9 protein-coding genes are annotated in these 12,562 nt (G+C 58.3%); 3 read left to right on the forward strand and 6 right to left on the reverse strand.

Translation table 11 applies throughout. The features are described 5' to 3' along the window. The first annotated feature begins 39 nt into the window (after positions 1 to 39). The gene (locus EI291_RS13965; RefSeq protein WP_240635552.1) at positions 40 to 2,574 is read left to right on the forward strand and encodes a M14 family metallopeptidase; all 2,535 of its coding nucleotides are present in this window, start codon (positions 40 to 42) and stop codon (positions 2,572 to 2,574) included. An 81-nt stretch (positions 2,575 to 2,655) separates the two neighbouring features. On the opposite strand, the gene EI291_RS13970 is transcribed toward EI291_RS13965, so the two are convergent. From EI291_RS13970 to EI291_RS13980, 3 genes are all read right to left on the reverse strand, one after another. Continuing rightward, a complete protein-coding gene (locus EI291_RS13970) occupies positions 2,656 to 2,976 on the reverse strand; it encodes a hypothetical protein (RefSeq protein WP_125420978.1) in 321 nt (106 codons plus the stop codon). A gap of 92 nt (positions 2,977 to 3,068) precedes the next feature. Beyond that, positions 3,069 to 4,298 carry an S-adenosylmethionine:tRNA ribosyltransferase-isomerase gene (locus EI291_RS13975; RefSeq protein ID WP_125420981.1) on the reverse strand — a complete coding sequence of 410 codons (1,230 nt, stop codon included), beginning with the start codon at positions 4,296 to 4,298 and terminating at the stop codon, positions 3,069 to 3,071. A 42-nt stretch (positions 4,299 to 4,340) separates the two neighbouring features. Further along, positions 4,341 to 5,114, reverse strand: a complete 774-nt coding sequence (locus EI291_RS13980; protein WP_125420984.1) for a class I SAM-dependent methyltransferase — start codon at positions 5,112 to 5,114, stop codon at positions 4,341 to 4,343. Between the two features lie 220 nt (positions 5,115 to 5,334). Here EI291_RS13980 and EI291_RS13985 point away from each other — a divergent pair, with 220 nt between their 5' ends. Then, on the forward strand, positions 5,335 to 5,907 hold the full coding sequence (locus EI291_RS13985; RefSeq protein WP_125420987.1) for a hypothetical protein: 573 nt from the start codon (positions 5,335 to 5,337) through the stop codon (positions 5,905 to 5,907). A gap of 355 nt (positions 5,908 to 6,262) precedes the next feature. Further along, positions 6,263 to 6,838 carry a hypothetical protein gene (locus EI291_RS13990; RefSeq protein ID WP_125420990.1) on the forward strand — a complete coding sequence of 192 codons (576 nt, stop codon included), beginning with the start codon at positions 6,263 to 6,265 and terminating at the stop codon, positions 6,836 to 6,838. Between the two features lie 10 nt (positions 6,839 to 6,848). On the opposite strand, the gene priA is transcribed toward EI291_RS13990, so the two are convergent. The 3 genes from priA to rplI form a co-directional block, all read right to left on the reverse strand. Further along, complete coding sequence (priA, locus tag EI291_RS13995; protein ID WP_125420993.1) at positions 6,849 to 9,395, reverse strand: replication restart helicase PriA; 2,547 nt, start codon at positions 9,393 to 9,395, stop codon at positions 6,849 to 6,851. Positions 9,396 to 9,592: 197 nt separating this feature from the next. Next, complete coding sequence (locus EI291_RS14000) at positions 9,593 to 11,830, reverse strand: GSCFA domain-containing protein (RefSeq protein ID WP_125420996.1); 2,238 nt, start codon at positions 11,828 to 11,830, stop codon at positions 9,593 to 9,595. Between the two features lie 282 nt (positions 11,831 to 12,112). Then, positions 12,113 to 12,556, reverse strand: a complete 444-nt coding sequence (gene rplI / locus EI291_RS14005; protein WP_125420999.1) for a 50S ribosomal protein L9 — start codon at positions 12,554 to 12,556, stop codon at positions 12,113 to 12,115. Positions 12,557 to 12,562 lie beyond the last annotated feature (6 nt).

Raw genomic sequence — 12,562 nt, forward strand, 5'->3', positions numbered from 1 at the left:
TTGCTTTGGGCTCCGTGCACTTTTGCCCAGTCCTCTCCCGTGCCGACTGGGCCGCTGCTCACGCCGGCGCAGTTTCTGGGGTATGAGCTGGGCACTCATTTTACGCCCCACGCGGAGCTGCTGCGCTACGTGGAGCACGTGGTACAGCACAGCCCCGGCCGGATGCAGCAGCAGCGCTACGGCCGTACTTACGAGAACCGCCCGCTGGAGCTGGTGTACGTGGCCACGCCCGAAAACATGGCCCACCTGGAGGATATTCGCCGCAATAATCTGCGACTGGCCGGTCTGGAAACTGGTTCGGCCGCTACCCGGCAGCCCGCCGTGGTATGGCTGAGCTACAACGTACACGGCAACGAAGCAGTATCATCGGAGGCGGTGATGCAGGTGCTCTACGACCTGGCCAACCCGCAAAACCAGCAGGTGCAGCAGTGGCTGCAGGACCTGGTGGTAATTGTAGACCCCTGCGTAAACCCCGACGGCCGTGACCGGTACGCGCAGTGGTACAACCGGGTGGCCAATCAGCGGCCCAATGCCTCGCCCCTCAGCTGGGAACACCATGAGCCCTGGCCCGGCGGGCGCTACAACCACTATTATTTCGACCTCAACCGGGACTGGGCCTGGCAAACCCAGCAGGAAAGCCGCCAGCGCATTGCCGTGTACAACCAATGGCTGCCCCAGGTACACGCCGATTTTCACGAAATGGGCCCCAACAACCCCTATTACTTTTCCCCGGCTGCCAAACCGTTTCACGCTGACCTTACAGAATGGCAGCGCAAGTTTCAGAACATCATCGGCGACTATAACCGCCGGGTGTTTGACCGCAACAGCTGGCTCTATTTTACCCGCGAAACCTACGACCTGTTTGCGCCTTTCTACGGCGACACCTGGCCCAGCTTCAACGGCGCCATTGGCATGACGTACGAGCAGGGTGGGGGCAGTCCGGCGGGGCTGAGCTACGTGAAAGCCGATGGCGATACGCTCACCCTGGCGCAGCGCATTGAGCACCACCACGCCACCAGCCTGGCTACTATGCAGGCCGCCGCCGAGCGGCATGAAGAACTGGTGCGGGAATTCCAGAAATTCTACACCGATGCCCGTACCAGACCGCGCGGCGAGTACAAGTCCTACGTACTGGCCGGCTCCTCCGACCCCGGCCAGGTGCGCGCCCTCACACAATACCTCGACCGGCAGCAGATCAGCTACGGCTTTGCCGCCAAGCGCAGCCGTCAGCAGGGCTACAATTACATCACGGGCAAAACCGAAAACGTGCAGATTGAGCCGAGTGACGTGGTTGTCAGCATGTATCAACCCAAATCGACGTTGGTGAAAGTGCTGTTCGAGCCCCAGGCGCAGCTGGAAGATTCCCTGACCTATGACCTCACGGCGTGGTCGTTGCCCTATGCCTTCGGGCTGAAAGGCTACGCGCTGAAAAATCAGTTGTTGGTTGTCAGCTCCCGGTTGCCGGCGGCTACAGTGATAGAGAAGGGTGGTAAGCCTGCGCCACTGCCTGCATCCGCAGTTACCGGTTCGCAGCCGGCCACTGGCAATGCTCCCTACGCATATCTGGCCCGCTGGAACAATCTGCAGGACGTTCGTTTCCTGAGCCGGTTGATGCAGCAGGGGGTAAAGATGCGCGTAGCCGACGAGCCGTTTGAAACGGAAGGGCAGAAATACCAGCGTGGCACGCTCATCATTCCGCGCACCGGCAACGAGCGGCTTGGGGCCCGCTTCGATCAGCTGGTGCATGCCCAGGCCGATTCAGCCGGCGTGCTGGTGCAGGCGGTGCAGTCGGGCCTCTCCACCACCGGTGGCGACCTGGGCTCCCGCACCGTGCGGCCCCTGAAAATGCCCAACGTAGCTATTCTGGCCGGCCCCGGGGTAGATGCCACTGCCTTCGGTGAGGTATGGCATTTCTTTGAGCAGCAGGTAGGCTACCCCGTTACCGTGCTGGGTACCGACTATTTCAACAGTGTGCCGCTCAGCAGATTCGATGTGCTCATCCTGCCCGATGGCCGCTACGATGATGTGCTGACGGAACGCGGCTTGGAAAGCGTAAAAACCTGGGTGCGCGGCGGCGGCCGGCTGATTGCGCTGGAAGGCGCAGCCCGGTTCTTATCGGGTAGCAAGGATTTTCTGCTGAAAACCAAGCCGGCCGACTCCGCTGCCACCGGCCGCAAAGCCAGCCCTTACACCGCCCTGCGCCGCTACGCCGATGCCGAGCGTGAGGAAATAGGAGAGCGGGTGCAGGGGAGCGTGTACCGCGTGCAGTTGGATAATACCCACCCACTGGCCTTCGGCTACGGCGACACCTACTACGCGCTGCTTCGCGACGTGCCTAATTACCGCTTTCTGCCCAAGGGGGGCTGGAATGTGGGCGTGCTGAAAAAAGACAGTTATGCTGCCGGTTTTGCCGGCCGGAAGGCCCAGCGCGCCCTCACGGACAGCTTTGTGCTGGGTACGCAGGACATGGGCCGGGGCCAGGTTGTGTATCTCGGCGACAATCCGCTGTTCCGGGCTTTCTGGCAGGGCGGTAAGCTATTGTTCGGAAACGCTGTGTTCATTGTAGGACAGTAAACCCCCATAGCTTGACTGGAAACACAATAAAAAGCCCCGCCAACATTGTTGGCGGGGCTTTTTATTATTGAAGACTACCGACTAATCGACTACGTCTTCAGCTTTGTTTTTTACGGTTTTAGCGCCTTTTTTCACGGCGTAGCCGGTTTTCTTGGCACCACGCTCAATGGCGTTACCGGTTTTCTTGCCGGCGTATTTCACATCCTGCTTGGTGTTGTAAGCCTTTTGACCGGCTTCGGTGCGGCCCGAGCGGGATTCTACTTTTACGGTGCCGTTGTCACGCTCGGTAACGGTGGTTTTTGCGCCAGTAGCGTTGTCGCGTACGGTAGTCTTGTCGCCTTGAGCGAAAGAGGCGGTTGCCGTGAAAGTTACGGCAGCGGCCAGAAGCAGTATCTTTTTCATGAGGAGAGTCAGATTGAACTTGAATTCTGATTCCTTATACGGCCCGGCCCAAAATAGTTGTGCGGAACCGGTTTCCTGCGTAAAAATCTGTCTCAGGGTAGCAATAACGAGGAATCCCCGTAGCTCAGAAACCGATAGTCGTGGGCCAGGGCATGCTCATATACCCGCCGCCAGTCGGGCCCGATCAACGCGGCCACCAACAGTAGCAGGGTGCTTTCCGGCTGATGAAAGTTGGTAACCAGTCCCCGCACCAGCCGGAATTGGTAGCCTGGCGCAATGAGCAGTTGGGTAGTGGCCTGTAGTGCCTCGGTGCCGGTGGTTTCCAGATGATGCAGCAGCGCCCGAATGGCATCAGCAGCGGATACTTCCGGCTGTTCCTCATAAGGCTGCCATTGGCTTACGTGCCAGTTGGCTGCCTGCGGCTGCTGCACCAGGCGCGCCCCCAGCCAGTACAGACTCTCTAACGTGCGCAGACTGGTAGTACCCACCGGAATGATAGGGGCAGGAAGGTGAGTGAGCAAATGGCGCAGGGTGTCGGCCGTTACGCTGATGGCTTCGCCGTGCATATCGTGCCCATCCATGGACTCGGCCTTTACGGGTTGGAAGGTGCCGGCCCCCACGTGCAGAGTTACACGGGTTGAGGCAATCCGGCGCGCCTCCAGATCCGCCAGTACCGCATCCGAGAAGTGCAGGCCGGCAGTAGGCGCGGCTACGGCTCCTTCGTGCGCGGCATATACAGTCTGATACCGAATGGCGTCCACATCTGTATCGGCGCGGTTCAGGTAAGGGGGTAGTGGTAAATGTCCGGCACCGCGCAGCACTTCCGCAAACGACAACTGGGCGGGCTGCCAGTTAAATTGAATAAGTGCGTAGCCTTCCCGCTGCTCCACGCGCTCCGCAGTAAGCAAGGCGGGCTGGCCCTGCGCCTCAAACTCCAGCGTAATCTGACCTTCCTTCCAGCGTTTGCCATTGCCCACCAAACACTTCCATACGCAGTTGCCGGTTTGCTGCATAGCGGGCTCAATGGCAGTGTGCGGCGCAACGGGCTCCAGACAAAACAGCTCCACAATGCCGCCGGTAGGCCGCCGGGCAAACAGGCGGGCCCGCACTACTTTGGTGTCATTGAATACCAACAGGCTGTCGGAGGGTAAAAGCCCGGGTAATTCCTGAAACGACCTGTCACTGATGGCACCTTGCTGGTACAGGAGCAGTTTCGACTGGTCGCGCGCTGGCAGCGGCTCCGGGGCAATGCGCTCCGGCGGCAACTGATACGTGAAGTCGTGAATGGAAAGCTGGCGGGGGTTAGAAGCAGAAGCAGACATACGCTGCAAAGGTACTGCCCCGGCCGACAGGGTGCCGCAGTATCAGCGCCGGAAAATAAGCAGGTGCTGCTGCGGCAACGACTCGATGGAATCGGTGAGGCGTAGGCCTATGGCGGCCATTTCGCGCCGGGCTTGGGCTATACTCATCTTATGAATGCGCTTCACCGGCACTTTGGGGTCTTCGGCCCGGTACTCGACCAGGGCTACGCGGCCACTGGGCGTCAGTGAGTTCCGGATGGAGCGCATCATTTCCCGCGGATGGTCGAACTCATGATACGCATCCACCACTAGCACCAGATCCACTCCTTTTTCGGGCAGGTTAGGGTTATCAGTAGTGCCGCGCACGGGCACTACGTTATTGGCATGCAGGCGGCCCTTGGTTTCCCGCAGAACTGTCAGCATCTCGGGCTGAATATCCACGGCCAGCACTTTGCCCTGCGGTACCAACGGACTGATTCGGAACGTAAAGAAACCCGTGCCCGCGCCGATATCAGCTACTACATCAGTGGGCTTGAGGTGCAGTTCCCGCAGCAGAATATCGGTTCCTTCTTCCTGCTGGCGGTCAGAGCGCTCCAGCCAAGCCGCGCCCTCGTGGCCCATCACATGGGCAATTTGCCGGCCTAGATAATACTTGCCAATTCCATTCAGATCCTGCGGCGCGCGGTGCTCATATCCGCTGGAGTCGGGTAAAGCCTGGCGGCGCTCCTCAGTAAGCTGAGCGGCAGTACTCTCGGTAAGCGGCTGCGTACAAGCCAGGGGACCTGCCAGTAACCCGGCTGCGCCAATCTGCAGCAACGACTTTTTCGGAAAGGGCATATGCACAATGCAAAGTAATGGTGCAGTCTCAACATTCATCCGCTTGGAAGCGTTCGGCTACGCATCAAACCAGTGCCGAGCATGCTCTGAACACCTTTTTGTGCAGCATAAGTAGCAGAAAGTCAGTAATACATAGCGAAAAGCCATTTTTTTGTTGTCTTTCTTCTACATTCGTCCGTACAAAGCCCTGTTTCCATTCTCTTCACCAACTCTTTCTCCTATGAAACACCTGTCCGGAATCCTGCACAAGCTTACGGCCGTTGCTGCCGTAGCTGTGGCCCTCACTAGCTGCAACCGTGCTGAATACGCCATGTTGCCCAAAACGTCGTCGGCTTACCATGGTACGCAACGCGCGGTAACGGTAACGCCGGCTCCGACAGCCAATGAGGTAGCAGTTGCTACGCCCACCACGCCACAGGCTGAGGCTGCTGCTCCGGCCGTAACGCCCGCCGCTGCGCCCGTAGCCGCTGAGAAAGCCGCCGTTGCTGCTGCTCCTGCCAAAGCCGAAAAAACGGCTGCCGTAGCCAAAGCCCCCAAACTCAACTTTGCTCAGAAGGCCCTGGTAGCCAAGCTGACAAAGAAGGCCAACAAACTGACCGCCAAGGCGCAGGTTAGCAAAAAGTCAGAAGCTGCTTCTGAGGAGGACGCCAACGCCATCAGCCGCAATATCAAGCTGGGTATCGTTTTGCTGCTGGTAGGTATCCTGGTAGGTCTGATTATTCCGATTCTGGGTACTGTTATTGCCATTATCGGTATTGTATTCATCGTTCTGGGCCTGCTCGACGAAGTATAAGCTCCCGCAGCTTTCTTAATTAAAAAAACGTCCTGGTGTAAGTCAGGACGTTTTTTTATGGCTAAAAATCTATATTGCTGAGTCACTAAGCGTGTCAGATTTAAGAGGTATATCTACTTATTCACTTTCCCGGATGAATACACGACAGTTATTGGTGGTATTGTGCAGTCTGTGGCTAAGCGCCTGCCAGAGTACCCGGGTTCCGGCATATCTGCCGGCAGTGCGGGAATATGCTACGCACATAGTACCCCCTCCGCACCCTAATACGACGGCTGTAGTACGCAGAACTGTAGTACCCCACCCCGAAAAACGGGTTGCGCCTACTATAATAAAGGCAGTACGTAAACCAGTTATAGTGGCCGCTGATACTTCCCGCACGGCTGCCAGAAAAGCAAAAACACCACAGCCAACGCTCATTATTAACGGCCCCGATACGTTGATAGGTTACCCAGTTGATAGTCGGGTGGCGGTAGCTGCCAGGAAGCCTGCTGATAAGGCTACAACAATCGTAAATGCTATGGGTGGCGTTATCTCCGCCGCTGGTATTGGCTTCTTGATTGCCGGAGCGACATCTGAGCCTCCGAAGACGGAATACGGCGGGCTCCGGAATCTGGTGTTGGGATTTTATGGGTTGGTATTGCTGGGTTTAGGCATTCCACTACTGTTCTTCCAAGGGAAAAACGGCCGTTTGCGCCAGTTACGCCAGGCCCGCAAAGCCGCCGAGGCCCCTGCACCGGGAGCTTCCCCGGCAGTTGATCAAAAGCCAGCCAATAAGCGTAGCACGGGAGGATTGGTGCTGGTTTTACTAGGTGCCCTATGTATGTCGTCACTAGTGATACCTAGCTTTCTGGCCTTTTTATTAGTGCCCATCGGGCTTATATGCTTAGTTATCGGACTGGTTTCGATTCTGCTTGGGGAAGTAGATTTTTAGCAGCTTAGCACTACATCGGGTCCACGTCGGCGGCCAGGCGCACCTGCTTGAACTCCTTCTGGTCGCGCACCACATTCATGGCTTCCAGAATATCAGCTTTGGCGGCACGTAGCACGGTGTGCTCCCGGCTGAGCTTGATGGTTATTTCCTGGAGGTAGAAGTTGCGGATGCGGAAAATGTAAGGTGCTTCCGGCCCCAGTACGGCTTCCCGGCCCAGCCGATCCACCAGTTCCTGGGTGAGTAGAATGGCAGCCCGCTCACCCACCACCGCATCCATGTGCTTCACCGTGAGCCGGATGATGCGCATGAATGGCGGGTAGCCATGCTCGCGCCGCTGCAGAATCTCGTACTCGTAAAACTCCAGGTAGTCGTTGCGGATTACCTTATCGAAGATTACCTGCTCCGGGTCACCGGTCTGGATAATTACGCGGCCCTTCTTGCCTTTGCGCCCAGCCCGGCCACTTACCTGCACAAACATTTGGAAAGCCCGCTCGTGCGCCCGGAAATCGGGGTAGTGAATGATGCTGTCGGCATTGATGATGCCCACTAAGCTCACGTTGGCGAAATCGAGGCCCTTGGTCACCATCTGGGTGCCCACCAGCACATTGGTGTTCTGCTTCTCAAAGTCAGAAATAATCTGCTGATAGGCGTTTTTGGCGCGGGTGGTATCCAGGTCCATGCGCTGCACGTTGGCTTGGGGCAGCATTACCTTCAGGTCGTCTTCCAGCTTCTCAGTGCCGAAGCCCACGGTTTTCACGTTGCGGGAGCCGCAGGCCGGGCACTGCACGTACATTCGCTCGTGGTAGCCGCAGTAGTGGCAGCGCAGCTCGTGGCTGTGCTTGTGGTAGCTGAGGCTCACGGCGCAGCTCTGGCACTTGGGTATCCAGCCGCAGTCGAGGCAGTTGATGAATGGGGCATACCCGCGCCGGTTCTGAAATAGAATCACCTGCTCCTTTTGGGCCAGCTTGCTCTCCATGGCCTGCATCAGCTCGGGCGTGAAGTGGTTGAGCATGGTTTTCTGCTCCCGGCTTTTGCGGGTATCCACCAGCTCCACTTCCGGTAAGCCCGCCTCCCCAAACCGCTTGGTCAGGGAAACCAGGCCGTAGCGGCCGGTACGCGTCTGGTAGTAGGTTTCCACGGCGGGCGTTGCCGAGCCCAGCAGGGTCTTGGCTCCCTGGAAGTTGGCCATCATCAGGGCCACCTCGCGGGCATTGTAGCGCGGGGCCGGGTCGTACTGCTTGTAGCTGGATTCATGTTCCTCGTCCACAATCACCAGCGCCAGGTTATCGAAGGGCAGGAACACGGCGGAGCGTACGCCCACCACCACCTGGAACCGCCCCGACAGCACCCCATTCCACACTTCCACCCGCTCATTGTCGGAGAATTTGGAGTGATAGACGCCCAGCCGGGAGCCGAATACGCGCATCAGCCGGGTGACAATCTGGGCAGTAAGGGCAATTTCGGGCAGCAGGTACAGCACCTGCCCGCCGCCGTCCAAAGCCTGCTTGATCAGGTCGATGTAGATTTCGGTTTTGCCCGCGCCCGTTACGCCGTGCAGCAGCACAATATCCTTGTCCTGAAACTGGCGCATGATGTCCTCCCGGGCTTCCTGCTGGGCCTCACTCAGGGTAAAATGGATTTTGGCCTCGGCATCGTCCTCATCCAGCGGAAAGCGCGACACAATCTGGTCGAACTGCTCCAGCACCCCGTTTTTGATGAGCGTATTGACGGCCGAAGGGGAGAGGTGCGGGGCCGACGTCAGGTAGGCCTTCTCAATGCCCCGGTGGTTGGCGAATTCGTTTTGATAGACCGGCACCTTTTGCAGATAGCGCATCAGCACATCCAGTTGCTTGGCCTTGGTGGCCAGCTGCGCAAACAGCTGTTCCAGCGCCGCCTCCGCAATGTACTGGTGCGCCAGCCGCACTTTCTTCACCACCTTGGGCGAGTATTTATCCTGCAGATGCTCAAACAGAAACACCACGTCCTTCTGCATCAGGGACTTGATGTACTTGTGAAAGGACGCAATACCCAGCAGTTCGCCCACTTCCGTGAACGTCATGGATTTGCCTTCCTCGCCGGTGCTCAGTGCATCCACCACTTTCTGCTCCTGCTCACTGAGCGGGTAGGGGTTGGTTTCCGCCTCAAAGGCTGGATGAAGCTGCACCCGGCTTTCGGAACTGAGCTTGAGGGCCGAAGGCAGGGCCGCATTGATGACTTCACCCAGCGTACAGAGGTAGTAATCGGCCATCCACCGAAACAGCTTCAGCTGGGGCTGGGTCACTACCGGCGCATCGTCGATGAACTCCAGAATGTACTTGGCCTGGTATTCCTTAGGCGGATTCTCGTGTACGGCGGCTACAATGCAGCTCAGGGTTTTCTTGGCCCCGAACTGCACAATCACGCGTCCGCCCACCACCACTTGGTCGTTCAGCTCAAAGGGGACGCGGTAAGTATATAGCTTGGGCAGCGGCAGGGGCAGAATCACGTCCGCAAACAGCGTTAAGCGGTCAGCGGCCGGTTCGGGCTGGGGCTGCACAAAATCAAACGTGAGGCTCAAAGGCAGAGACGAAGAAGCACAGGCTTCTTCCAGTTTAAAGCAGTAAAAACCGGGGTTGGCGTGAGCAGAGTATAGCAGGATAACCGCCCGGCCGACGGCTGGCCCCGGTCAGTAAAGATACGGTGCTGCGGTTCTTCTAGCACCCGCCACGCACCCGCTAAAGAGAAAACCCGGCCACCAGGGGCCGGGTTTTCTCTTTAGCTGTTTTCGGTGGTCGGGGCATCCGTGGCCGGCTTGCGACGCGGCGGCCGGGGCTTGCGCTTAGGGGCCGCTACGGGCACTTCCGGGGTAGTAACTACCGCCGGTGCTGCCGGAGGCACTACCGTCGATGTCGGTGTTGCTGTTTCTACCCCCGTTGCTGGTGCAGCCTTTCTGGCGGGCCGTTTCCGGGCTGGTGCCTTTTTCGCCGGAGCTGCCACTTCCGGCTCTGCCTGTGGTTCCGGAGCTGAAGCCGGTACCGCTACTGCTGCCGGTTTGCGCCGTGCGCGGGCTTTGGGCGTAGGAGCCGGAGTAAGGATTGGTTGCGTTGCTTCAACCACCGGTGCTGTGGGCTCCGTTGTGGCCGGCGTAGGAAGAGTAGCCTGTTCCGGTTCGGTTGGGTTTCCTTTCTTACGGCTTCTGCTTCGGCTGGCCGGAGCCTTTTTAGGCCGTGCCGTCGGGGTTGGGGTGTCCGATGCGGGTTGCGTTTCCGGCACTGATTGAGCTTCGGCCGATTGAGTTTCCTCAGTTACTACTGGCGGTTGTGACTCCGATTGAGCAGGAACTGCGGCTGCCACTTCATCAGCCGCAATGCGGGAGTCACTGGATTCAGGCTCGTGTTCCGCTTGCGGACTGTACAGCGGCTGCCGACCCGACCGCCCTTCAGTGCGCGCCGGCCGCTCCCGTTTGTTGCGACGGTTATTGCGGCTGCGGCGTCCTGTTTCTTCGCGTGCTGTATCAGATGTTTCCGCGGTATCCACTTCCTCCGCCGGCTGTTCTGCTACCGCAGGTGTAGGCTGGCGCAATGCTTCTTCCTGAATATAAACAATGTCGGAAGCCGGGATAAACTCATCAATGGCCGGTGCAGGAGGCTGCTCTTCAACGGTAGTAGCCTGCTCGGGAGCTTCAGTGGCAGCAGCTTCGGCGGCCAGACGGGCATGCTTCCGCTTAGTGCGCTTGGCACCGCCGCGTGAGCGACGCTTTTTCCGGCGTACCGGGTCTTCAGCAGATGCCTCTGCGGTTTCTTCCGGACTTTCCTCTTCGTCGGCCAAACCGGCCGTGTAGGCATGGTCGTATGCTGCCTCTGCCGATTCTTCTGCTTCTTCCTCTTCTGCTTCGTCGTCGCTTTCCAGCAGAATTCCCTGCCCATGGCGAGTAAGCGTGGCCTGCGACGGTACGGTTACTGCATCTTCACCGATGTCGATGCGCTCCTCGTCATCGTCTTCCTCCGGTTCCGGCTCAGATGGGGGAGGAGGTAAGGGCAAGGCAGCAATTTCACGCTCCAGATGTAGCACTTCCATGCGTACATCGGCCTGTTTCTCCAACCGACGCAGGCGCTCCAGCGTGCTTTCCAGAAACTGGCGGTGTTCGGGGGCGGATGCATACAGGGGCCGGTGTCCCAGCGCCTGCCGAATTCCTTCCCATTCCTTCTTAAACCGCCCGAAAGCAGCGTCAAAATACGTGCGGGTAAACCGCTCCCAGATGTAGTTCTCGGCTACATCGGATGGGTGCAGCATATCGGCCGCGTAAAAGCGGTAGTCGCGCAAATCATCCAGCAACAGCTCGTAGGCCGGGAAATATGTAACGTCGGGCAGCAGCTCGCTCAGGTAGTGGCAGGCAACCCGTAGCATCGATTTGCTGGCCGAGTTCAGGACCAGCGTATCCTTCAGGTGCCGTACCGGACTTACCGTCAGAATAAAGCGCAGCCTAGGGTTAATGCGCCGCAGATACGCGTGCGTTTCCGCTACTGCCGCAATAATATCATCGGCCGTCAGCAGCTCCTTATCGAACCTGTCAGCCGGTACCTTGTGGCAGTTGCTGACGATTTCGTCAGTTTCGCGCAAGCGGTAGGCGAAGGCAGAACCGAGCGTCAGCACCACGGCGTCGGCCGTAGCCAGAAATACGCCTACTTCGCGCGTCAGCGTCTGAATGTGCTGGAGCAGTTCAACGGGGGAGTCTGCGCCAATTTCAGCATGCAGGTCGTAGCTCTGCCAGCGGCCCCGGGCTTCTACCACGTGCTGTTGCCAATCTATGTCTTCCCCGGCGGCGGCCCGAAGTAGCCGGCATACGGAAATAGGGTTGAAAACGGTACCGAATGGATTGGCCATGGTCGCCACCTTAAACTCGCGCAGGCGGGAGCCGATGGAGTCCGAAAAGCAGGAGCCAATCGTCAACACCCGCGCAGAATGCGGCAGTTGTTGGGGATGAGGCGTAAGCGGTAGTTCAGTGCGAAACATTGCAAGTAATACGGCCCGGACCGGGCCAACGGATGGGCAACCTACTTAACATCCCGCGTTCAGCCAAACAATGGCAGGTTACGCGGGCGCGCGCCTGGCAGACGCGAGGTAGAGGCCCCGTAAGAGAATATCGGTTCAGCATGCCAGATCCTGGCCGCTGATTGTACGGACAAAGGTCACGAATAGTCGGCAGCTTCTCGCGCATCGGCGGCAACAAGCAGAAGCAAAACGCCCGGCTGCTTGCGCAACCGGGCGTTTATAGTAAACTAAGCGGCAGATAACTTATTCTGCCACTACGTTGAAGCGCACTTTGTGCTTCACTTCGCGGTGCAGGTCAGCCGTAGCAGTGTATTCGCCAACGGAGCCGGGCTCCGAGTCGAACGACAGACGCTTGCGGTCAACTTCAACACCTTTTGCTTTCAGGGCGTCAGCCAGCTGCAGCGTGGTTACACGGCCGAAGATTTTGCCGCTCTCACCTACTTTAGCCGGAATTTCCAGCACCATGTCGCCAATCTGGTCGGCAACAGCCTGCGCGTCGCCTTTGATTTTGTCAGCTTTGTGGGCTGCCTGGCGTACGTTTTCAGCTACGATTTTCTTGTTGGTCTTGTCGGCCAGAACGGCCAGACCCTGCGGGAGCAGATAGTTACGGCCGTAGCCGGGCTTTACAGCAACGATGTCGTTCTTGTAACCCAGGCCTTTAACGTCGTCTTTCAGAATTACTTCCATGTCGAA

It is taken from the genome of Hymenobacter rigui (genome assembly GCF_003944715.1).
In the GTDB taxonomy this organism is placed as follows: domain Bacteria; phylum Bacteroidota; class Bacteroidia; order Cytophagales; family Hymenobacteraceae; genus Hymenobacter; species Hymenobacter rigui.

Bases quoted from the DNA above. Each gene is read 5' to 3' on its own strand.
- EI291_RS13970 (WP_125420978.1), bottom strand. From the start codon at position 2,976: ATGAAAAAGATACTGCTTCTGGCCGCTGCCGTAACTTTCACGGCAACC.
- EI291_RS13975 (WP_125420981.1), bottom strand. From the start codon at position 4,298: ATGTCTGCTTCTGCTTCTAACCCCCGCCAGCTTTCCATTCACGACTTC.
- EI291_RS13980 (WP_125420984.1), bottom strand. From the start codon at position 5,114: ATGCCCTTTCCGAAAAAGTCGTTGCTGCAGATTGGCGCAGCCGGGTTA.
- EI291_RS13985 (WP_125420987.1), top strand. From the start codon at position 5,335: ATGAAACACCTGTCCGGAATCCTGCACAAGCTTACGGCCGTTGCTGCC.
- EI291_RS14000 (WP_125420996.1), bottom strand. From the start codon at position 11,830: ATGTTTCGCACTGAACTACCGCTTACGCCTCATCCCCAACAACTGCCG.
- rplI (WP_125420999.1), bottom strand. From the start codon at position 12,556: ATGGAAGTAATTCTGAAAGACGACGTTAAAGGCCTGGGTTACAAGAAC.